The organism is Allomuricauda sp. TY007, from assembly GCF_010468565.1.
Lineage (GTDB): Bacteria > Bacteroidota > Bacteroidia > Flavobacteriales > Flavobacteriaceae > Flagellimonas.
Genome location: NZ_WUEG01000001.1, coordinates 235233 through 258105, shown reverse-complemented (window position 1 = coordinate 258105; position 22873 = coordinate 235233). Strand labels below are relative to the sequence as shown.

Sequence of the window (22873 nt, the reverse complement as noted above, 5' to 3'; positions counted from 1 at the left end):
GCCTATTTTGTATACACAGATGAACGAATAATAGCTATCAATACGGGATTTTACTACATTTGCGCATCAAATTATTGGTATGGCAGAAGAAGCTCGATCGCTCAATTTTATAGAACACATTGTTGAGGAGGACCTTACAAAGGGTTACACACAGGAAGACTTGAGATTTCGTTTTCCTCCCGAACCCAATGGATATTTACACATTGGGCATGCAAGTTCCATTTGCCTCAATTTTGGCTTGGGATTGCGTTATAATGCACCTGTAAACCTACGTTTTGATGATACCAACCCGGCAAAGGAAGAGAAGGAGTATGTAGAGGCCATTAAAAAGGACGTAAGTTGGCTGGGTTTTGAATGGGCCACGGAATGTTATGCCTCCGATTATTTTCAGCAGTTGTATGATTGGGCCGTAAAGTTGATCAAGGATGGCAAGGCCTACGTTGATAGCCAATCTTCGGAAGAGATTGCCAGCCAAAAAGGGACGCCGACCGAACCTGGAAAGGAAAGCCCTTATAGAAATCGTTCTGTTGAAGAGAATTTAAAGCTCTTCAAGGGGATGAAAGAAGGGGAGTTCAAGGATGGAGAGCACGTTCTGCGTGCCAAAATCAATATGGCCTCTTCCAATATGTTGATGCGTGATCCCGTAATGTACCGAATCTTGCATAAGGCGCACCATCGCACAAATACCGATTGGTGTATTTACCCGATGTACGATTGGACGCATGGTGAAAGCGATTATATTGAACAGGTCTCACACTCCCTGTGTACATTGGAGTTTTTACCACACAGAGAGTTGTACGATTGGTTTTTAGACCAAGTGGTATCTTCTGATAAGTTACGTCCCAAACAAAGAGAATTTGCCCGTAGGAACCTTAGCCATACCGTTGTAAGCAAGCGAAAACTGTTGCAATTGGTGGAAAAGGGCGTTGTAACAGGATGGGATGATCCCAGAATGCCCACAATTTCCGGTTTGCGAAGAAGGGGCTTTACTCCGGAGTCCATTAGAAATTTTGCGGATACGATTGGCATTGCCAAGCGGGACAATGTTGTTGATGTTGCCCTACTTGATTTTCATGTAAGGGAGCATCTCAATAAAATAGCTCCCCGTGTAATGGGGGTACTCAACCCATTAAAGGTGGTACTTACCAATTATAAGGAGGGAGAAGAGGAATGGTTGGACGCGGAAAACAATCCAGAGGATCCATCGGCAGGTAGCAGAAAAGTACCATTTTCTAGGGAATTGTATATAGAAAAAGAAGATTTTAGGGAAGAAGCGAACCGTAAGTTTTTTAGACTAAAGCTTGGGGGTGAGGTCCGTTTAAAAAATGGATACATCATCAAAGCTGAAAGCTGTACCAAGGATGAAGATGGCAACATTATAGAGGTGCAGTGTACTTACGATCCAAAAAGTAAAAGTGGTTCCGGAACCGAGGAGAGCTTGCGAAAGGTAAAAGGAACCTTGCATTGGGTTTCCATACCACATGCCATAACCGCCGAAGTTAGGTTGTACGATCGTTTGTTCTCCGACCCAACGCCCGATAGCCATAAGGATAAAGATTTTATGGATTTTGTTAATCCGGATTCTTTAAAGAAAGTAACCGGCTATTTGGAACCAAGCCTAAGGAATTTAAAAATCGGCGATCAAGTACAGTTTCAACGTTTGGGTTATTTTAATGTGGACAAAGATTCCACTCCAGAGCATTTGGTCTTTAACAGAACGGTAACCTTAAGGGATACTTGGGCCAAATTGGAGCAAAAAGGCTAGCATAACTTTTCTTTATTTTAATCAACCTGTCTATTGAAGATTCTTATTAAAAACAGCTTCTTCAGGAGAGGTATGCCTGCATTTTTTTATTGTCAAGGCTAATTGCTTGGATGGGGCAGTAATCTGCGCAGAAAGGGCCTTATTCTCAATTTTTCTTCAAAATTTAGCTAACGCGTCAAGGTTTGCAGCGATTGAATCAATTTCTGTTTGGGATGTAACTTAATTTTAGCATAAATCGATTGGGTCAACAATATTTCACCTTTTTGAATAGACCTGATGGTTTTTCACTGAAGTTTAATTAAAAAGTTACAATATTATGTCAAATAACACTGGAAACGTATTAACCGCATTATTAACAGGAGCTGTTGTTGGAGCCGGAATAGGAATTTTGTATGCACCTGACAAAGGAAAAAAGACCAGAAAAAAAATTAAGAAAAGTGCGGTAAAGGCAAAAGATGATATTGCCCAAAGTATAACACATGCCAAAGAGGAATTCAGCAAGACAGCCGATGCCAAAAAGGTAGAGTTTGAAGAAAAGCTAGAAGACACACTTTCCAACATGAGCTATAAAGCAGACGATATTCTCGTAGCATTGGAGAAAAAATTGGAAGACTTAAGAGAAAAGAACGCCCAACTACAGAAGTAATATATGGCATTCGAAGATATTAAAGAACAGATAGATCATGTAGAAGATGGCGTTAGGTCTTACGTAAAGAACAGCCTGGATTTTTACCGACTTCAAAGCTTTCGGTCCATGATGAAGGGCATTACGATGGCCACCAAGATGCTGTTAATTGGCGGAATAGGTTCTATTGCCCTACTGTTTCTTTCATTAAGCGCGGCATTTTGGTTCGGCAATATGCTGGGCAATACAGCAGAGGGCTTTTTAATAGTGGGTGGATTTTATGTGCTGATAGGTATAATCGTGTTCCTGTTGAGAAGCAAAATCGAGAAGCCGCTTTTAAAAGAGTTTTCTAAATTTTATTTTGATGAATTATGATTCAGACACAATACACATCCTTCGAAGAAATTGACCATGACCTTAAAATCTTACGGTTACAAAGACAGATTGAGGAGGAAAAAGTGAAGCTTGCGGTCCAAAACACCAAAAAAGAACTTTACCCAACCAATATTCTTGGTGGAATGGCACCCTTACTACAAAAAATTGCGATATCCTTTATCGCGAAAAAACTGCTTAAAAAATTTGATTAGTATATCGTCCTTAAACTTTGTATAGAAGAAAGAGGTCTAAAAAGCAACAAAAGTTTGAATTTGTCAGGTTGAGCGCAGTCGAAACCCATTGATTACCAACATACTTTAGGTTCTCGACTGCGCTCGAACTGACAGATAACTAGCTTTTTAGACCTCTTCTTTTTTATTAAAATAACATTTAAGAGTCAGACGAATCTTTTTCGATTTGTTTGCGCTTCATGGCTTCGCCAATTTGGTTACTAGCCGTAAAAGAAGCCACCATGTTGTTCAGCATATCGCTACCTGCCTGCGGAGAATTGGGTAACAAAATCAAATTAGTGTCCGTTTCTTCACCAATGGCCTGTAGGGTATCATAATGTTGGGTAACCACAATAAGGGCAGATGCCTCCTGTGAATTGATGCCCACTTTGTTCAAAACCTCCACGGATTCTTCGAGTCCACGGGCAATTTCCCTACGTTGATCGGCAATACCTTGTCCCTGTAATCTTTTGCTCTCTGCTTCGGCTTTCGCTTTCTCAACAATAAGAATGCGTTGGGCATCACCTTCAAATTGGGCCGCTATTTTTTCACGTTCCGATGCATTGATTCGGTTCATGGCCGCTTTTACCTGGGCATCCGGGTCAATATCGGTAACCAAGGTCTTTATGATATCAAAACCATAATCGAACATGGCATCTTGCAATTCGGATTTAACGGCATTGGCGATATCATCTTTTTTTACAAAGACATCATCCAGTTTCATTTTTGGAACCTCGGCACGTACTACATCAAAAACATAAGAGGTAATTTGATCATGTGGATATTCCAATTGGTAAAATGCTTCATAAACTTTATCGCGGATAACGACGTATTGAACGGAAACTTTCAATTTTACAAAAACATCGTCCAAGGTTTTGGTCTCGACAATTACATCGAGCTGTTGAATTTTTAAACTTAAGCGACCGGCAATACGGTCAATGATCGGAATTTTCAATTGAAGCCCGGAATTCCGTATGCTATGGAATTTTCCAAAACGTTCCACGGCCACGGCCGTTTGTTGTTTTACAATAAAAAAGAACTTGAACAGGATGACAAGCGCTACAAAAGCAATAGGTATAAAAAGATAGTTGCCCATAGTGTTTATGATTTTATGTTAGAAATGGAAATTACGAAACTTGGCCATAGTATTGGTAGCCATTCGTCAAATAATGTTACACATCCATCAATTCTAGAGTTGGGCAATCGCGGTTTTAATACGGTTTATACTTTCCTCTTTGCCAATAAGCTCCATTATATCGAACAAATGAGGGCCTTTCATGTCCCCAACGATAATCAAGCGGAGGGGAGGCATTACTTTTCCAAAGGAAAGATCGTTGTCGGATATACATCCTTTCACTTTTTCCTCTATTGTGGAAGATTCAAAATTTTGAAGCTTATTCAGGACCGATGCCACTTGTTCCATCAATTCGGGAGTACCTTCCTTCCATTGTTTTTTGACGGCTTTCTCGTTGTATGAGGACGGTGCTTCAAAAAAATAGTCTCCCAGTTCCCAAAAATCCTTTACAAAACTTGCGCGTTCCTTAATCAAGGATACTACTTTTTGAACGTAATCCTGTTCCGATGAAATTTGTTTTTTGGCCAGTTCAGCAGCGAAAAGTTCGGCCAGTTCTTTATCGGTCTTCCTTTGTAACCACTGCTGATTATACCAATTGTTTTTTTCTGGATCGAACCGGGCTCCTGACTTATTTACACGCTCCAAGGTAAAGGTGTCTATTAGTTCTTCCAAACTAAAAATTTCTTGCTCGGTGCCGGGATTCCAGCCCAACAGAGCCAAGAAGTTGACCACTGCTTCAGGGAAAAAGCCTGCTTCGCGGTATCCTTCCGATTGGTTCCATGTGAGCGGAAAAACGGGGAAGCCTCCTTTTTCGCCATCACGTTTGCTCAATTTTCCTTTTCCAACAGGCTTCATAATCAAGGGCAGGTGTGCAAATTTTGGAGCCTCCCATCCAAGGGCATCGTACAAAAGGGTGTGAAGTGCCAAGGACGGCAACCATTCTTCACCACGAATTACGTGTGTGATCTGCATTAAATGATCGTCCACAATGTTGGCTAAATGGTAGGTTGGCATACCATCGCTTTTGAACAAAATCTTATCATCTAAAATGCTGGTGTCAATTTTAATTTCACCTCGGATGATGTCGTTCAAAAACAACGTTTCATTCTCTGGAGATTTAAAACGGATTACATAATCCTCACCGGCCTCCAATTTAGCTTTCACTTCTTCTTCGGATAGCGAAAGTGAGTTTGTCAACTTTAAGCGGTTGTGCCAATTGTATATAAATGTTTTTCCTTTCGCCTCATGGTCCTTTCTATGGTGGTCCAAAGTTTCAGCAGTATCAAAAGCGTAATAGGCCTTGCCTTTTTCAACAAGCTCCAAAGCGTAGGCTTTGTACAGGTCCTTGCGCTCACTTTGTCGATACGGTCCAAAATCACCTTCTTTGCCGGGACCTTCATCAAAAGGAATTCCACACCAGTTCAAGGCTTCGATAATATATTTCTCTGCGCCTTCAACAAATCGGTTTTGGTCCGTATCTTCAATACGAAGCACAAAATCGCCACCATGTTTTTTGGCAAATAAATAATTGAACAAGGCGGTGCGCAGCCCACCAATATGTAATGGCCCAGTTGGGCTGGGTGCAAATCGAACACGTACGTTTTGACTCATAATTAGGTATGATTGTGTCGCAAAGATACATTCCCGCCAATGAATGGGAAAGTGAATTTATTCGGTCTTTTTCTGACTTTGGCGGTCTTGCAAAATAAAGGTTTAACAAATTTTTTCTTTTGATTTACCAAGGATCGGGTAATTTGGTTGTAATTAGTATCGGTTTTGAGCGCATATCAGAACATTCTCGTTAAGCTGGAAGACTTTATCAAGCGGTTTTATACCAAACAATTGATAAAGGGAGTCTTCTTGTTTTTAACTTTAGGAACCCTGTTTTGGATGGCCATTACGTACTTCGAATACTTTTTGTGGCTGAACGAGTCGTGGAGACTTACTTTGTTCCTTCTTTTTGTTGTAGTAGAACTTTACCTGTTATATAGATACATCGCGATGCCTTTGTTATATCTTTTTAGGATTAAACAGGGTATTGGCAATGAGGAGGCCTCTTCATTGATTGGCAAACATTTTCCTCATGTGGATGACAAGCTGCTCAATCTGCTCCAATTATCGGAGAACCGGCATAAGTCTGATCTTTTGCTGGCGAGCATTGAACAAAGGGCTAAAAATTTGGGTCCGGTTCCTTTTACCGAAGCGGTCAATTTTAAGGACAGTTATAAGTACGCGAAGTACATTTTTATTCCTTTGGCCCTGTTCTGTTTTATCTGGGTCACGGGTGATATCGTTTCTTTCTTTAACTCTCATCAAAGGGTAATGCATTACGATCTGGCCTACGAAAAGCCTGCGCCATTTTCGTTCCAGCTAATGAACGATAAATTGGAAGTATTGGACAATCAATCATTGACCATACAAGTTAAAACAGTTGGGGAAATTCGACCAGACAATGTTCAAATGGTTGTAAATGGCGAACAGTTGCTCATGCAGAAAAACGGTGAGTTTTTTCAGTATACATTTCAAGCACCCGTTCCCGAAACCAACTTTTACCTCACAGCCAACGGATGGGATTCCAGAAGTCATTCCATTAAAAGTTATCGTACCCCGACCTTGGTTGATTTTGCCATGGAGTTGGATTATCCCAAATATTTAAACCTGCCCTCGGAGTTAATTTCGGGTACAGGCAATGCCGAAGTTCCCGAAGGAACCAAAGTTACTTGGAACATACAAGGGAACCATGTGGATAATATACGAATGATAACAAAGGACTCCACTCTTACGTTTGAAAAAGAGGAGAACTTGTTTTCCAACTCCAAGCGTCTGTTCAACGATTTCGATTATGAACTTAGCACATCTAATAAACGAGTCCAGGATTTTGAAAAGTTGGCTTATCGGTTAAATATCATCAAGGATCAAAAGGCAACCGTTCAGGTAAATCAAGTGCTGGATTCTTTGCATCCAAACCAATCCTATTATACGGGGCAGGCTGCCGATGATCATGGTTTAAAGGAAATCCGTTTGGTCTGTTATCCTTCGGATGATATGGACAATGTTCAAAGGGTTTCGCTCGAATCTCCCAACACCAATGTGTATCAGTTTTACTATACGTTTCCTTCAGGATTGTCCCTTCAACCAGGTAAAGAATATAGGCTATATTTTGAAGTAGTTGATAATGATGGGATTAGAGGTGGAAAAGTTACCAAAAGCGCTGTTTTTGACGCATCTCTTTATGATGATAATGAATTGAATAACAGAGAGTTGGAGTTTCAGAACTCCACCTTGAACAAGATGAGTGAATCTTTACATAATTTAAAGGATCAGGAAGAGAAGCTCTCACAAATAAACAACCTACAAAAAGAGGAAAAGTCCCTTAGCTTTGAAGAAAAGAGTCAGATAAAGAACTTTTTGCAGCAGCAGCAAATGCAAGAAGAACTGATGCAGAAGTTTAGTCAGGATTTAAATAAAAGCATTGATAATAATTCCGAAGATACTGAGATGAAGAAGATGCTTCAAGAGCGTTTGGAGCGTCAAGAGGCCGAGGCAAGAAAGAATGCTGAATTGCTTGAGGAACTCAACAAGATTGCAGATAAAATTGACAAGCAAGACCTTCAAAAACGATTGGAAGAATTAGGAAAGAACCAGGGCAAGAACACGAGGAACCTTGAACAGATTTTGGAATTGACGAAGCGGTATTATGTTACTGAAAAAGCTTCCCAGATTTCTAAGGAACTGGAGGAGTTGGCCAAAAGACAAGAGATATTGTCCGAGTTAAAACTTGGACAGGATTTTAGCGATAAAGAACAGAAGAAGTTAAATGAACAGTTCAACGAGTTGGAAAAAGAAATTCGCGAATTGGAGAAAGATAATGAGAAGCTCCAGAAGCCATTGCAACTTGACACTGATAAGAAGAAGACGGATGGCGTAAAGCAGGATCAAAAAGATGCTCTTGAAGAAATCAATAAGCACCAAGGTCTCGAAGAATCTTCTCAATCCAAGGAAAAGCAAGAGGCAGGTAACAAGGCTTCCAAAAAGCAAAAATCAGCTGCACAAAAGATGCGGGAAATGAGCCAATCCATGAAATCTAGTTCAATGGGCGGGGGTTCTTCCGATGCTGAGGATGCCGAAATGTTACGCCAGATTTTAGATAATTTGGTCACTTTTTCTTTCAAACAGGAAAACTTGTTTGACAACATACAGCGAGCTGATGTTGATATGTCCCAATTTTCCACAACTGTCAAGGACCAACAAAACCTAAAAAGATTGTTCGAGCATGTTGATGATAGCCTGTTTGCACTTTCTTTGCGAAGAGCTGAACTTTCTGAATTTGTGAACGAGCAAATCACCGAAGTATATTACAACATTGACAAGTCTTTGGAAAGCATTGCCGAGAATCAAATTTACCAGGGAGCATCGTATCAGCAATATGTAATAAACGCCACGAATGCTTTAGCTGATTTTTTAGCTAATATTTTGGACAACATGCAGCAGAACATGATGCCAGGTCAAGGTAGTGGAGAGGGGCAAGATTTTCAATTGCCCGACATTATTAAAGGACAACAGGGCATCCAAGAGAAAATGAATGGCTCTGGAAAAGAGGGTAATGAATCCGAAGGTCAAGGTGAACGACCAGGTGACAACGATGGAGGACAGCAAGAAGGGGATAAAGGCAGCCAAAAACAAGGAAAGGAAGGACAAGATGGTGGGCAAGGAGAAGCAGGGAACAAAGGCAAAGAGCAAGGAAATGGCTCCCAATCCAATGGAAATGGTTTAGGAGAAATGAATCTTGACGAAGTTTACCAGATTTATAAGGAGCAGCAGTTTTTAAGAGAAAACTTAGAAAAACAATTGCAGGATATGATGCGCGAGTCAGACAAAAATCTGGCAGAAAAATTGATTCAACAAATGGAAGATTTTGAGAATGATTTGTTGGAGAATGGAATTACTGAAAGGACTCGAAACAAGGCCAACAACATTCAACACCAATTGATGAAGCTGGAAAACGCATCCATGGAACAAGGGGAAAAGAAGGAGCGTGAAAGCAAAACAAATGTGAATCAGTTTACTAATCCTATCACTACCAAACCCGAGTTACTTCAAGAATACCAGAACAACATTGAAATATTAAACAGACAAGCTTTACCTTTGCGGCAAAATTTTGAGAAGAAGGTAAAGGTTTATTTCGATAATGATTGAGTTTCATTTTAAAAGTAAATTCACAATCCCTAACAAATCCAAGTATATCGATTGGATAAATAGGGTTATAATTTCCGAAGGGTTTGTGGTTGGTCAAATAGATTATATATTCTGTACCGATGATTATCTTTTGGAACTCAACAAAGAGTATTTAGACCACGATACTTATACGGACATCATCACCTTCGATTATAAGGATGGAAACACGCTTTCGGGAGATATTTTTATATCCACGGACAGGGTGCAAGAGAACGCTGTAAAGTTTGATGTTGAGTTTTTAAATGAGCTTCGCAGGGTAATGAGCCATGGTATTCTTCATCTAGCCGGTTTTGGGGACAAGACCAAAGAGGAGAAATTGATGATGCGTGAAAAGGAAGAAGAAAAAATTAAAATGTTCCACGTGGAACCATAGGTATGTTTGAAAAGGAATATGATGTTATTGTTGTAGGAGGAGGACATGCTGGTGCAGAGGCTACGGCCGCTGCCGCCAACATGGGTTCAAGCACTTTGTTGGTGACCATGAATCTTCAAACTATTGGTCAGATGTCATGTAATCCCGCAATGGGAGGAATAGCTAAAGGGCAAATTGTACGAGAAATTGACGCCCTGGGAGGGTATAGTGGAATTGTTACCGATAAATCTGCCATACAGTTTAAGATGCTCAACAAATCCAAAGGACCGGCCATGTGGAGCCCCCGAGCTCAGAACGACCGTATGCGATTTGCAGAGGAGTGGAGGATGGCTTTGGAGAACACTCCAAATGCAGATTTCTATCAAGAAATGGTCAATGGCTTGTTGATAGAAGGGGATAAGGTTGTGGGTGTAAAAACAAGTCTTGGTTTGGAGATTAGAGCCAAATCAGTAGTGCTTACAAACGGTACTTTTTTGAATGGACTGATCCATATTGGGGAGAAGCAATTAGGAGGAGGAAGAGCAGGGGAAAAGGCCGCCACCGGAATCACAGAACAATTGGTTGACCTCGGTTTTGATAGTGGAAGAATGAAAACGGGAACACCTCCACGAGTAGATGGCAGATCCTTGGATTATTCCAAAATGATTCCTCAGCCAGGAGACGATGTGCCGGAAAAATTCTCTTATTTAAACACTCCAATTCTTAAAACGCAGCGCAATTGCCACATGACCCATACGAGTAAATTGGTACATGATTTATTGCGGGAAGGGTTTGATCGTTCGCCTATGTTCAATGGAAGAATTCAAAGTTTAGGTCCAAGATATTGCCCTTCGATTGAGGATAAGATCAATCGTTTTGCGGACAAAGATTCCCATCAAATATTTGTGGAGCCAGAGGGGTGGAATACCGTAGAGGTTTATGTGAATGGATTCTCAACTTCCTTGCCAGAGGATGTTCAGTACAAAGCGCTCAAATCTGTAAAAGGCTTTGAAAACGTCAAATTTTTTAGACCTGGTTATGCCATTGAATACGACTATTTTCCTCCCACACAATTAAAACATACGCTCGAAACCAAGTTGGTGAAGAATTTATATTTTGCTGGTCAGATCAACGGAACCACCGGGTATGAAGAAGCAGCTTCCCAAGGTTTAATGGCGGGCATTAATGCGCACCTTAGAATAAATGGGAAGGAGCCGTTTATTCTTAAAAGAGACGAAGCTTACATTGGAGTATTGGTGGACGATTTGATTACCAAAGGCACTGAGGAACCCTATCGAATGTTTACTTCACGAGCAGAATATCGAACCTTGCTTCGCCAAGACAATGCCGATTTAAGACTCACACCCAAGGGGTATGAAATTGGCTTGGCTAAAGAAGAACGCCTTCGAAGAATGGAGGAGAAGATGAACAAGTCCGAAAACTTTGTCAATTTCTTCAAAAAGACAAGCTTCACTACGGAGGAAATAAACCCAATTTTAGAGTCTTTAGATTCGGCTTTGGTAAAGCAATCGGATAAACTTTTCAAGGTACTTTCCAGACCAAAGGTGACTATGGACCACATGCTTCAACTGGATACAGTCTCCGAATTTGTGAAAGAAAACGAATTGGATTCCGAGGTGTTGGAACAAACCGAAATACAAGTCAAATATTCAGGTTATATAGCAAAGGAAAAAACGAATGCAGATAAATTACAGCGTTTGGAAAACGTTCGAATTCCTGATAATTTTGATTACTCCAAACTAAAATCCCTATCCTACGAAGCGCGAGAAAAGTTAGAATCGATTCAGCCCGTTACTATATCCCAGGCATCACGAATCAGCGGTGTATCACCAGCAGATATTAGTGTGTTGTTAGTGTATTTGGGCAGATAATCCAGAACACTGTTCCACGTGGAACAGTGTTCTTTGTTTCAAGGAATTCGTAAAGGGTCTAATTTTTATTTTTTTGATTGGTTGTCAGAGCAAACAACATAAATCTTACCATCCGTTTTCCATTAATAATAAAGAATTTCATTCTTTTCTTTAAAACTAATGATTTCAAATCCAAAGTGGTTTGTTTTAGGTTCAGGTAAAACTATCATTCCTGTGAAAACGGGAATCCAAACAAAAGGATTTTGGTTTTAGAAGGTTATTGTCAAGTTCGGTTTAAAGAGATAGAGTTTTATTCTATCTTCGGGATTTGAAAAGCGAATATTTGGATACAGATAATTACAATGAAGTTGTTTTTAAAGACTAAGGACTTTTCCGTTTCGGGCGAATCATTCGAACTACATTGGGATAAGGATTTGGATATGCTGGTGACCCGACCCCAACCCAAAAACCTAGCTCCGTATTACGAAAGTGAGGACTATATTTCGCACACAGACTCCAAATCGTCGTTTACAGATAGGCTATACCAGTTGGTTAAGGGTAAAAATCTCAAAAACAAGATTCAAGTTGTTGAAAATCAAATAGATAAACCTGAATCACTGCTAGATTTAGGCGCTGGTACAGGCGATTTTTTGATTTCAGCCCAAAAATCAGGATTTAAGGCCATTGGTGTTGAGCCAAACGAAAAAGCCAGGCAGTTGGCCAAGGAAAAAGGAATTGAACTTCATCAAAGTTTAGAAAATCTGTCGGGACAAAAATTTCAAGCCATTACGCTGTGGCATGTTTTGGAGCATTTGCCCAATTTGGAAGAACAGATTAAATCATTGACTTCCCTTTTGGAAGATGACGGGGTTTTGGTTATTGCAGTTCCCAATTTTAAATCATTTGATGCCAAACATTATAAAACACATTGGGCAGCTTATGATGTGCCAAGACACCTTTGGCATTTTTCAAAGAAATCCATCTCCAAACTTTTTGCTCGTCACAAATTGAAAGTCATCAAAATTAAGCCCATGTGGTTCGATGCTTTTTATGTTTCCATGCTTTCGGAAAAGTATCGAGGCAACAAGCTGTACCTCATCAGTGCATTTTTTGTTGGGCTGTGGTCCAATATAACCGCCATCTTCACCAAAGAGCATTCTTCATTGATTTACATCCTTAAAAAGGAGAAATAAGCCATTTTAAAGGTCCCTGCTGTCCAAAATACGAGATGGATGCGGAATCGTATTCAACAAAAAAGAAGTGCTCAAATCGACCTGTTTCTATAGGTCTGCAGAATAAAGAATAACAATTAAACGCTCAACACCCCATAAGAATTACTTATATGGTGTTTTGAGCCAAACAATCGATTAGAAAACTGTAATCAATCGGTCTGCGATTTGAAGATGCACTTTACTTAAAAATGTTCTTTATTTGAGAACTATGGTTATCTTTGCAATAGCGTTTAAAATATGAAAAGGATAATTGCAAAGAGAACACTGAGGGAATTTTGGGAAAAGCACGCTGATTCTGAACAATACCTAAAAACGTGGTATGAAACGGTCAAAAATTCCAATTGGACTTCGCCTAACGAGATTAAACAAACCTATATAAACGCTAGTATTTTAAAAAACAGCCGAGTTGTTTTCAACATTAAAGGAAATTCGTATAGATTAATAGTGAAATTTAACTTTGATAGGCAATGGGCATTTATACGATTTGTGGGAACACATGCGGAATATGATAAAATAGACGCTGAAACAATTTAATTAATGAGATTATGAAAATAAAACCCATAAAATCTGAGCAAGATTATAAAAGAGCTTTAGAAAGATTAGAAATGATTTTCGATTCAGCCGCAAGCACGAAAGAAGGTGACGAAGCCGAGATATTATCAATATTAATTGAAAACTATGAAAACCAATATTATCCCATTGAAGCTCCAGACCCAATCGAAGCCATAAAAATTCGAATGGAAGAAATGAATCTTAAACAAAAGGATTTAGTTGGTATAATTGGTGGAAAAAGCAGGGTTTCTGAAATTCTTAACAAAAAGAAAAGACTGACCGTTGATATGATTAGGGAACTAGAGCGAATTTTGCATATCTCGGCATCAGTTTTGGTAAATAACTATAAACTATCGAAATAATTAAGCAAAGAGGGACAATGTATCCGTAGATGGTATTGTATGAGTTCCTTGTCTGTCGGGGAAGTGTATCCAACAAAAAAGAAGTGCTTAAATCGAGCTGTTTCTAAAGGCCATCAAAATAAAGAATAGTAATTAATCACTCAAGACCCCATAAGAATTTCTTATATGATGTTTTGAACCAAACAACCGATTATAAAAACTTAATGATTGGCATTCCAAAAGCTTTTCTATTTTTGCGCATCGCTAAAAAGTAAATGATGAAAAAATTAGTAGTGCTTGCTATTGCCATCACCACCATGGCATGTCAGCAAAACAAGATTGCCTATGTGGACAGTGTAAGAATCATGGACGATTATCAAGAGAAAGTTGATGTCGATGCCAGATTCCAAACAAAGGCCGAGGCATTGACCAAAAAACGGGACAGTATTTCCCAAGCATTCCAAATGGAACTGCAACAATTTCAGAGCAAGGCGCAGAACATGTCCCAGAAAAATGCGCAAGAAGAATATTCCCAATTGCAGCAAAGAGGTCAGCAAATAGGTCAGCAGTTGCAACAAGAAGAACAACAGCTACAACAAAAAAGCCAGGCCGAAATGGACAGCTTGGTGAAAAAAGTAAAAAAAGAAATTAGGGCATATGGCAAGGCCAACGGATATACCTACATTTTGGGAGGTGGCGACGGAGGCTCGGTAATTTACGGTGATGAAGCCAAAGATGTAACCGATGCCATTCTTAAGATCTTGAACGATAAGTACGAGAATTAAACTCAATACATTCAACACAGTGAGAAAGCCCACTCTTTAGAGTGGGCTTTTTGTTTATCGAATGGAGGTAAAATAGACCCAAAGCACAAAGCATAACTGCAATGGAATACGGAACCACAAGTAGTCCGCCCCGGGCCCGTTCATTTGCCCAGTTTGATAATTGATTTCTTGTAGTGCCGATTTGATGTTGGCAGGTAAGACCAAGACCAAAAAGAGAATCAATAGCCAACCAGTTTGTTTCTGATATTGGGGAAACAAAAGGGCAACGGCAAAGAGAATTTCAATGATTCCTGTAATTATCATAACCTCTTTTTTAAAAGGAACAAACGAGGGAACCATGGCCGACATCCCATCCAAAAACGCAAAATGCCCAATTGCGGTGAACAACAGCATACAGGCCATGGCAATTCTACCTGCCAATTGAAATTCCAAACCCTTTGTAAGGATTTTTAAGACCAAAACGGACAGAACAAAGGAAACAACAAGTACAGCAAGGGGTTTCATACTTTTTATGGCAAAACTCCAACATAAAAACATGCAACGCAATGAACCCAGGTTAAGAAATACGCTTTCGGATGCGGCTCAAGGCCTGCGGCGTAACACCAATATACGAGGCAATATATTTGAGGGGAATTTCACGGATGAGTTCCGGCCGTTCATCAAAAAGATTGAGATATCGCTGTTCCGCGCTATCACGTAAAAGGGAAAGCTCTCTTTTCGATTTTTTCAAGAAAAGCTCCTCGCTGGCCCTTCTCCCGATCAAGTTTCCGATTTTGGAAGATGCATATACCTCCTGAAGCTCTTTATGGTCCAGGCGCCAAAGTACCGTATCCGTTATCGTTTCTACCACATATTCGGATGGTTTTTGGGTCAGGAAAGAGTCATAAGCACTTACAAATGCACCCTTGAAAACAAAACCAAAAGTGAGTTCCCCATCTCCATTGGGAATATAGAGACGAACAATTCCTTTTTCTATAAAGGACAGATGGTTCTCCACCTTGCCCGCTTCAACCAGCTTACTTTTTTTGGGGAATACATGTCGGCTTAATTTTGATGAAAAAACCTTCCAATCGTTTGATGAAATCCCATATTCCGATTCAAAATAGTGCCTGATCTGTTCCAAACCGCCTTTACTTTAGGGTTGACTCTTTTTGTACGAGAAAAACATAAAAGCCCCCAAACCAATTTCTATGATCGATCCTGTAAGGGCAGAAATGGCAGGAGAAGCCTTCAAAAGAAACAGCGCAAAGGACGCTGCGCCCAATATACCGCCCAAAATCCAATACGTTTTGATGCCATAAAGGGTAGTGAACGTTAAATATCTTCCCCCAATGATCAATAACATGCCCTGAAAAAACCAAGCATGGTCCTGTAGAGAGACGAGCAGGGCCAAGGGAATGCACATCAGCATAAAAATAGTGCCTTCCATAATAAGCTTGCCCAAAGGGTTTTGTTTAGAATGGCTTCCGGGAACCCCTATTAGTTTGGCCATTAACAATCCTAGGGGATGAATGAGCATACCGCCAAAAAACAAGGTCCAAATAGCGGTTTGTGAAGAAACCAAAAAAGCTACTAAAGCCGCTACCATCCATACCGTTCCAGAAGCTATAATCCCTAAAGAGCCATTCGCATAGCCTTTGCGCAAATCGGCTTGAGCGTTTAAAATGGAATGGGCAGAACCACCCTCCGTGTTTTCTAATTGTTCTTTCATTGCTTTGATCGATGAGGTAGGGTTATTCTTTTGATTTTTTCGTGTTTTTAACCATAACCAAGACCATGGCCACAATCAATAAAATATTGGAAACCATCCCCCATATGGTACTCTTGTCTTTCTGCATTTCAAATAGATTGATTATGAACAGGGCTAAACCAATCAAGATGATGACCAAAGGTCCGATTGCCTTTTTTCCGAACATAGTTACATTTTTATTTCAATATCCAGTTGTCGGCCTTCTTCCTTTGCCTTGTTGTCCATTCGGGATCCCATGGCAAGTCCGATCGACATTCCCACGGGCAGACCAATGCCCAAAAACGCCATATTCCCCAAACTAAGGCCCAAGGCCGCTCCAATGGGCAGGCCAAAAACAGTCATACCCAGAACAAACCAAGTCTTTCGGTAGTAATTAATGGGTACAATTTTAAGTTTTTGGGCCAGGGTGCCTATAATTTTTGATTGTACTTTGCGGATTTCATTTCTTAGAATTTTATCGGAATCCTTTACTGCGTTCAGTGCCGTAATCTGCTTATTGATGACCAACATGATTTCTTCGGGTAGTTTCTTTTTCCTGATTTGGACGATCAAACGTTCAAATTGCCCGTAATATGCCTCGGTCTTTTTCGATAGATTTGGTCTTTGAACGGGTTCAATGATCATGGAAGAACTTTATTATTGCATCAAATACACCAAAAAAACCGTGGGAATCAAGTACACAACAATGGTTTGGGCCCCAACATAATCTTTGGCAACACGTTGCCCCAACAAAAGCATCAACAAAGTTATGGCAGAAAGAACGGCCCCATAAAAACCAAAAACACTTTCTCCATCAACGGCAAATTGAAAAACACCCACGCCGCAAAGTATTCCGGAAAACATTTCGAATACCAGAACAATACTTAGCAGTACGGGCACCGTTCCTTTAAAAATGGATTTGGAAAAATGGCCCGTTAGCCAACCCAGATTGCCTTTCCAATCCATAAGTTTGTCAATCCCGCTCTGTAGAAAAGTAATGGTCAAGAACACCAGCAGTAGTATTTCTGTGGCATTTGAAAATAAATCATCCATGATTGGTTTTATTTAGGCGGCCTTTGCATGCAAAAGCCGAGTAAGTTTAATGGAGAGATCTGTGAAAATCAACTTGGAATTTCCGTTGCGTTCCACGTGAAAAATTGCCTGCTCCAACTCCTTTACAATATCCAAAATATTGTTTTCATGTACAAAAGGGGCAAACTTGTTCAGGTCAAAACCCTCCATGTGCACTTTGGCATAAACAAGTTCGTTTGCCTTGTAGTTGAGCATAAGCGCTTGCCGCATCATGGTTAAGCAGTAGTTCAGGAATTTTTTTTGGACTTCGCGCCCTGTTTTGGCGACCTCCTCGCTCCATAAAATCAGTTCCTGTACGGCACCTTTGTTGCCCTTTGCTTTAAAGGCGCTCCGCACCCATTGCACAAACCAACGTTCGAACACCAAATCTTCAGAGTCTTTGTTCAATAGATCAAGAGCCTTGTTAAAATTACCGTTCGCTTCCAGTGCAATGGTAAGTGCTTCGGTTTGTGCCACTCCCCGCTGTATAAGTTCATCGGTAATTACTTGTTCGGCCAAGGGAGGGAAATTTAAAATTTGGCAACGGGAACGAATGGTGTTGATGATTTGTTCCTCATCTTCTGCCAAAAGGAGTAATATGGTCTTGTTCGGGGGCTCCTCGATTAACTTCAAAAGTTTGTTGGCCGCGGAAACGTTCATTTTTTCGGCCATCCAAACAATAAGGACCTTGTATCCACCTTCGTAAGATTTTAACGAAAGCTTTTTAACCATGTCCTGAGCCTCATCGACCCCGATTTGGCCCTGCTTTTTTTCAATGCCGATGTGGCGGTACCAATCAAACAAATTGCCATAGGGCTGGTCTTTTACAAACTGTCGCCATTCTTCCAAATAATGATCGCTCACGGCATGCGACTTTACCTTGTCCGAATTGGAAACAGGAAATGCAAAATGAAGGTCGGGATGTGTCAATGAGTTGCATTTAGTATTGCATACGGTGTTTTCCCCGTCATTTTCTCCACCTGTATTGCCACAGAGTAAATATTGGGCATATGCCAGTGCCATGGGCAGCACCCCGGAACCTTCGGGGCCAACAAAAAGTTGTGCGTGTGCGACCCTGCCGGTTTCCGCAGTGGTCACCAAATGGTTTTTGATATGCTCGAGTCCTAAAACATTTTTAAAAAGCATGTTCCAAAGATACATTTTTAAGTGTTGAACCCCTTACCCGTTTTATTTAAAAGAGGAGTGTTATGGTTGCCGATCAATATAATCAGTGGCGGTAATATCCCTGAATTGGACGCCACCTGCTTGGCAGACCTGCAGGCCAGGAGGAAAGTAAAGTAAGTACATAAAAAAAGCCCCGAACCGGGGCTTTTCTCAACAGAACAATATATTTGTTTAGGATGATGTGGTTCCGGTCACTGTTACATTGGCGCTTAACTGTAAAGCGGATGTAATTTGTAAAGCAGATAGGTCGAGCCCAGTGGTTGATTCCACCTCTAATGTTGAATTAAAGTAAAATTGATTGCCATCTTGGGCGTAGGACACAAAAATCAATTCGTATTCCCCAGCCGATAGAAAGTTAAGGCTGAAGGAATTGTTAAGCCCACTGGCCTCGGCACTTGTAATGGCATTGGCAAAGCGCACATTGCTTTCTCCTTGCCCCTGAGTTTCAACTTCTGCATTATAGGTGCCTTTTTCATAGGCATATACCACAATTTTGTCCGATGTGTTTTCTGCATCGTTTATGGTTCCTTCAATTTCTCCAGTAGTTTCTTTGTTTACGGCCCGTATTCCTGCGGAGAGTTCGGACGTCGTCACAAAATCAAAATCCGTTTCCAACGTACCTTGATTTTCCTTTATGGTCTTTCGCAAATCAAAATCGATAACGACCTCATTGGTATTCGAGGCAAACACCTCAAAAGTATCCACAATGTCAATGCTGCTCGCAGAGGATGTTATCTTGTCCTTGGAACCATCTGCCATTTCTACGTAACAGCCCGGGGAATTTCCGTCCATATCGGTTTCGTAGTCCAGCACCAGTTCAAGGTCGGAATATGCTCCAGCCTCCAATTGCAGGTTGCCCAAGGTTTTAGTCTGACCATTGACAAGGGCAGCTAGGTCAAAAGTTGTTTTGTTAAAACCTTCCAGTGATGTACCATTGACCTTTACATCGGAGACCGTAACAAAAACGGATTCAATTTCTGCGTTGTCCACCGGGGCATCTGTGATTTTAAAGGTCGTGTTATACGATTCGTTCTCTACGTTATCATTACCATTATCATCGCTACAAGAAAACGCCAGTACAGCTATTCCAATAGCAAATCCTACATTTTTCAAAAAAGGTTGCATAAAATTTGAGGTTTTGGGGTTAATAATCACTTTACCTTATAACAATTAAAAATGATATAACCCTACTTTGGATTGAACAGCTTCCAAGACATATCGCAAATAAAACCTCGCTCCTATAAAACGGAAATGGCTTGCGTTTTGATTCCTCCGTGGGTTCCATTGCCATATCTTTGGCCTTGTAAATTGGCTTTTAAGACCACACTTGGACCGAAACCCTTCTATCGTTATCGGTCAAAACGGACAACAAGGAATCCCGTTAGGAACCCCTGCACAAGCAGGTGCCTGCTTAACATATCAAATTAAATTGGTTAAAAATTGAGAAACTTTAAAATTATGGGGCGTGTCTGTCCATTGAAAAAGCAGGAAATCTTTACATTTGAAACTCTCAAAAAAGACCACACTAGATGAAGACGATAGACGATTTTAATTTCGAAGGAAAAAAAGCATTGATCAGGGTAGATTTCAACGTGCCGTTGGATGGCGATTTTAATGTAACCGACACTAGCCGTATTGATGCAGCAAAACCCAGCATACTCAAAGTTTTGGAAGATGGCGGGTCTGCCATTTTGATGAGCCACATGGGAAGACCAAAAGGAAAGGTAAACCCGGATATGTCGCTTTCCCACATTGTAGAAAAAGTTTCCGATATTATCGGGGTACAGGTAAAATTTACAGAAGACTGCGTTGGAACAAAAGCAGATGAAGCCGTCGCTGGATTGCAAAGCGGAGAGGTGCTTTTGTTGGAAAACCTCCGTTTTCACGCCGAAGAGGAAGCAGGAGACGAGTCTTTTGCCGAAGCCTTGTCCAAACATGGGGATATTTATGTGAACGATGCCTTTGGGACTGCCCACCGTGCACATGCCTCAACAACCATTGTGGCCAAATTTTTCCCAGAGAACAAATGCTTCGGATATCTGCTGGCGAAAGAAATAAAAGCGATAGACAAAGTGATGGAAACTGGAGAAAAACCGGTTACCGCCATTTTGGGCGGAGCAAAAGTATCCTCCAAAATCACGATTATCGAAAACATATTGGACAAAGTTGACAACCTTATCATTGGCGGCGGTATGACCTACACTTTTGTGAAGGCAAAGGGTGGCAAAGTAGGGGATTCCATTTGTGAGGATGATAAAATGGAATTGGCTTTGGAGATTCTTAAACAAGCCAAGGCCAAAAACGTGAAAGTATACCTGCCTGTAGACGTTTTGGCTGCCGACGACTTTGACAATGGCGCCAACACGCAGTTTGTCGACGTAGACAAAATCCCTGATGGATGGCAAGGACTGGACGCTGGTCCAAAAACCTTGGAAATCTTTAAACAAGTGATTTTGGCCTCCAAGACAATCTTGTGGAACGGGCCCGTAGGTGTTTTTGAAATGGAGAACTTTGCCAAGGGAACCATTGCCGTGGGCAACTATATTGATGAAGCCACCCAAAGTGGAGCCTTTTCCTTGGTTGGTGGCGGAGATTCCGTTGCAGCCGTGAAACAGTTTGGTTTCGAGGACAAAGTAAGCTACGTATCCACCGGGGGTGGGGCCATGTTGGAAAGCTTGGAAGGGAAAACCTTGCCGGGTATCGCTGCAATATTGGGCTAAGTCTCACGTTGTGAGTTATTGGGGGAAACGTTAAAAGACGAGGGATTTTTGTCTCTGGACTTTATTGTTTCAGAAAAAAAAGCCATTTTCGTTAGTCCCAAAATCAAACCTTGTCCAAATGAGCCAGAAATTGAAAATAGTTGTTTTTGCGGCCATCATGTCCGCAGCTCCATTTTTAAGTGCGCAACAAAAAGCGAACACCACGGGAACGGAGCAGGATTCCACAGCACTTCAAAAGGATGAAAATCCGGCTGTTCAAGTATCCCATATTAAAATTGATGGCCAGCTCATGGCCTTGGAAACCCACGAGGATGGAAAGTTTAGGTTGCATGACCTAGAAGAGGCATGGAAATACGACAGCCTTTGGTTGAACGAGCTTCACAGCAATGCGGATTTGTTCAGCGATATGTTGTTGGAAATTCAGAAAGGCCCTGAACACGATTCCATTTTTGTGGTGGATTTGCCAACGGACACCCTGAAGGCTCGTTTGGCCCGAATGGACGAGAAGACCCCATTCAACATTACCTATAATTCATCCTTGGAGAGTGTGATCAAATCCTTTTTGACACGAAGAAGGGATTTGATGCAGCGTATGATTACGGCCTCTCAATTTTACTTTCCATTGTTCGAGCAGGAGCTAGACAACCAAAACATTCCTTTGGAAATTAAATACTTGGCAATCGTGGAATCCGCCCTTAATCCAAAGGCGCGATCCAGAGTGGGGGCCAAGGGGCTTTGGCAATTTATGTACAGCACGGGCAAAATGTACGGACTGGATGTAAGCAGCTATGTGGACGAAAGACACGACCCCATAATGGCCACCAAAGCCGCGAGCAAATACCTTTCCAGATTGTACGGTATTTTTGGGGACTGGGATTTGGCATTGGCAGCATACAACTCGGGCCCGGGAAATGTAAACAAGGCCATACGCCGTTCCGGTGGATATGAAAACTATTGGAACATTAGGCCATTTCTTCCACGTGAAACGGCAGGGTATCTCCCAGCTTTTTTGGCCACCATGTACATTTTTGAATATGCCGAGGAGCATGGGTTGCAATACAAAAAAGCGGAGCGCCCCTATTTTGAGACAGATACCGTTCATGTAAAAAACTTGATCACCTTTGATCAAATTTCAAAGCTGGTGGACATTAGTACTGAAGAACTGGAAATGTTGAATCCTGCGTACAAACTCAACATCATACCAAAAGTTGAGGGAAAAGATTATGCGTTGCGCTTACCAAAATCCAAAATCGGCAAGTTTGTATCCAATGAAGAAGAAATCTATGCCTATGTGAAGAAGGAATTGGACTCTTTGGAAAAACCATTGCCCAATATGGTTACGGCCAAAGACCAGATTCGTTATCGGGTGAAGAGCGGAGATTATTTGGGCAAGATAGCAGAGCGTTACGGCGTCGGGGTCAGTCAAATTAAAAGATGGAACGGATTGCGAAGCAACAATCTTCGTATTGGCCAACGTTTGACCATTTATCCAAGAAAGCCGTATATCGCCAAAAATGATTCAAAGAGTAGTAGCTCAAAGTCTTCGGGAGCTGTTGTAAGCGGATCTAAAATTCATACGGTACGCTCGGGAGATTCCCTTTGGACGATTTCCAAAAAATATCCTGGAGTTTCTATAGAGAATTTACGAGAATGGAACGGTATTAGTGGGAATAACCTAAAACCGGGCACAAAACTTAAATTGTGTGATTGTTCTTCGTAAATTTAACACA

At 41.0% G+C, this 22873-nt stretch carries 23 protein-coding genes; 13 read left to right on the top strand and 10 right to left on the bottom strand.

Features of this window, described 5'->3' with window-relative positions; genetic code table 11:
- The first annotated feature begins 79 nt into the window (after nt 1-79).
- The 4 genes from GO009_RS01230 to GO009_RS01215 all read left to right on the top strand — a co-directional run bounded on the left by GO009_RS01230 (nt 80) and on the right by GO009_RS01215 (nt 2977).
- Entirely contained in the window at nt 80-1765 is a 1686-nt protein-coding gene (locus GO009_RS01230) for a glutamine--tRNA ligase/YqeY domain fusion protein (protein WP_163624325.1), read from the top strand.
- Between the two features lie 316 nt (nt 1766-2081).
- Entirely contained in the window at nt 2082-2411 is a 330-nt protein-coding gene (locus GO009_RS01225) for a YtxH domain-containing protein (RefSeq protein WP_163624324.1), read from the top strand.
- A 3-nt stretch (nt 2412-2414) separates the two neighbouring features.
- Nucleotides 2415-2765: a hypothetical protein gene (locus GO009_RS01220; RefSeq protein WP_163624323.1), complete on the top strand. Its 351-nt coding sequence runs from the start codon at nt 2415-2417 to the stop codon at nt 2763-2765.
- Nucleotides 2762-2977, top strand: a complete 216-nt coding sequence (locus tag GO009_RS01215; RefSeq protein WP_163624322.1) for a DUF6327 family protein — start codon at nt 2762-2764, stop codon at nt 2975-2977. The genes GO009_RS01220 and GO009_RS01215 overlap by 4 nt, the downstream gene beginning before the upstream one ends.
- Before the next feature lie 178 nt (nt 2978-3155).
- Here the strand turns inward: GO009_RS01215 and GO009_RS01210 are convergent, their stop codons facing one another.
- Together GO009_RS01210 and gltX are read right to left on the bottom strand one after the other, a co-directional pair.
- Nucleotides 3156-4091 carry an SPFH domain-containing protein gene (locus GO009_RS01210; protein WP_163624321.1) on the bottom strand — a complete coding sequence of 312 codons (936 nt, stop codon included), beginning with the start codon at nt 4089-4091 and terminating at the stop codon, nt 3156-3158.
- A 93-nt stretch (nt 4092-4184) separates the two neighbouring features.
- Nucleotides 4185-5681: a glutamate--tRNA ligase gene (gltX, locus tag GO009_RS01205; RefSeq protein ID WP_163624320.1), complete on the bottom strand. Its 1497-nt coding sequence runs from the start codon at nt 5679-5681 to the stop codon at nt 4185-4187.
- Nucleotides 5682-5846: 165 nt separating this feature from the next.
- On the opposite strand from gltX, the gene GO009_RS01200 reads away from it, so the two are divergent.
- From GO009_RS01200 to GO009_RS01170, 7 genes are all read left to right on the top strand, one after another.
- Nucleotides 5847-9266, top strand: coding sequence for a hypothetical protein (locus tag GO009_RS01200; protein WP_163624319.1), 3420 nt, complete (start codon nt 5847-5849; stop codon nt 9264-9266).
- Nucleotides 9259-9678 (top strand): rRNA maturation RNase YbeY, encoded by a 420-nt coding sequence (ybeY, locus tag GO009_RS01195; RefSeq protein ID WP_163624318.1) that lies wholly within the window; start codon nt 9259-9261, stop codon nt 9676-9678. Before GO009_RS01200 ends, ybeY begins: the two co-directional genes overlap by 8 nt.
- Before the next feature lie 2 nt (nt 9679-9680).
- On the top strand, nt 9681-11549 hold the full coding sequence (gene mnmG, locus GO009_RS01190; RefSeq protein ID WP_163624317.1) for a tRNA uridine-5-carboxymethylaminomethyl(34) synthesis enzyme MnmG: 1869 nt from the start codon (nt 9681-9683) through the stop codon (nt 11547-11549).
- A gap of 341 nt (nt 11550-11890) precedes the next feature.
- Nucleotides 11891-12721: a bifunctional 2-polyprenyl-6-hydroxyphenol methylase/3-demethylubiquinol 3-O-methyltransferase UbiG gene (locus GO009_RS01185; RefSeq protein ID WP_163624316.1), complete on the top strand. Its 831-nt coding sequence runs from the start codon at nt 11891-11893 to the stop codon at nt 12719-12721.
- Between the two features lie 276 nt (nt 12722-12997).
- On the top strand, nt 12998-13294 hold the full coding sequence (locus tag GO009_RS01180; protein ID WP_163624315.1) for a type II toxin-antitoxin system HigB family toxin: 297 nt from the start codon (nt 12998-13000) through the stop codon (nt 13292-13294).
- Nucleotides 13295-13305: 11 nt separating this feature from the next.
- Nucleotides 13306-13674 (top strand): type II toxin-antitoxin system HigA family antitoxin, encoded by a 369-nt coding sequence (locus tag GO009_RS01175; protein WP_163624314.1) that lies wholly within the window; start codon nt 13306-13308, stop codon nt 13672-13674.
- Nucleotides 13675-13931: 257 nt separating this feature from the next.
- Nucleotides 13932-14438: an OmpH family outer membrane protein gene (locus tag GO009_RS01170; protein ID WP_163624313.1), complete on the top strand. Its 507-nt coding sequence runs from the start codon at nt 13932-13934 to the stop codon at nt 14436-14438.
- A 54-nt stretch (nt 14439-14492) separates the two neighbouring features.
- On the opposite strand, the gene GO009_RS01165 is transcribed toward GO009_RS01170, so the two are convergent.
- The 8 genes from GO009_RS01165 to GO009_RS01130 all read right to left on the bottom strand — a co-directional run bounded on the left by GO009_RS01165 (nt 14493) and on the right by GO009_RS01130 (nt 19548).
- The gene (locus tag GO009_RS01165) at nt 14493-14942 is read right to left on the bottom strand and encodes a hypothetical protein (protein WP_163624312.1); all 450 of its coding nucleotides are present in this window, start codon (nt 14940-14942) and stop codon (nt 14493-14495) included.
- A 52-nt stretch (nt 14943-14994) separates the two neighbouring features.
- Nucleotides 14995-15561 (bottom strand): Crp/Fnr family transcriptional regulator, encoded by a 567-nt coding sequence (locus tag GO009_RS01160; protein ID WP_163624311.1) that lies wholly within the window; start codon nt 15559-15561, stop codon nt 14995-14997.
- A 12-nt stretch (nt 15562-15573) separates the two neighbouring features.
- Complete coding sequence (locus GO009_RS01155) at nt 15574-16149, bottom strand: hypothetical protein (RefSeq protein WP_163624310.1); 576 nt, start codon at nt 16147-16149, stop codon at nt 15574-15576.
- Between the two features lie 22 nt (nt 16150-16171).
- On the bottom strand, nt 16172-16354 hold the full coding sequence (locus tag GO009_RS01150; protein ID WP_163624309.1) for a hypothetical protein: 183 nt from the start codon (nt 16352-16354) through the stop codon (nt 16172-16174).
- A gap of 2 nt (nt 16355-16356) precedes the next feature.
- A complete protein-coding gene (locus GO009_RS01145; protein WP_239057359.1) occupies nt 16357-16812 on the bottom strand; it encodes a hypothetical protein in 456 nt (151 codons plus the stop codon).
- A 12-nt stretch (nt 16813-16824) separates the two neighbouring features.
- Nucleotides 16825-17220 (bottom strand): DoxX family protein, encoded by a 396-nt coding sequence (locus tag GO009_RS01140; protein ID WP_163624308.1) that lies wholly within the window; start codon nt 17218-17220, stop codon nt 16825-16827.
- A 12-nt stretch (nt 17221-17232) separates the two neighbouring features.
- Nucleotides 17233-18384 (bottom strand): ATP-binding protein, encoded by a 1152-nt coding sequence (locus tag GO009_RS01135; protein ID WP_163624307.1) that lies wholly within the window; start codon nt 18382-18384, stop codon nt 17233-17235.
- Between the two features lie 210 nt (nt 18385-18594).
- The gene (locus GO009_RS01130) at nt 18595-19548 is read right to left on the bottom strand and encodes a DUF4382 domain-containing protein (RefSeq protein ID WP_163624306.1); all 954 of its coding nucleotides are present in this window, start codon (nt 19546-19548) and stop codon (nt 18595-18597) included.
- A 404-nt stretch (nt 19549-19952) separates the two neighbouring features.
- On the opposite strand from GO009_RS01130, the gene pgk reads away from it, so the two are divergent.
- Together pgk and GO009_RS01120 are read left to right on the top strand one after the other, a co-directional pair.
- Nucleotides 19953-21143, top strand: a complete 1191-nt coding sequence (pgk, locus tag GO009_RS01125) for a phosphoglycerate kinase (RefSeq protein ID WP_163624305.1) — start codon at nt 19953-19955, stop codon at nt 21141-21143.
- Nucleotides 21144-21261: 118 nt separating this feature from the next.
- Nucleotides 21262-22863 carry a LysM peptidoglycan-binding domain-containing protein gene (locus GO009_RS01120; RefSeq protein ID WP_163624304.1) on the top strand — a complete coding sequence of 534 codons (1602 nt, stop codon included), beginning with the start codon at nt 21262-21264 and terminating at the stop codon, nt 22861-22863.
- Nucleotides 22864-22873 lie beyond the last annotated feature (10 nt).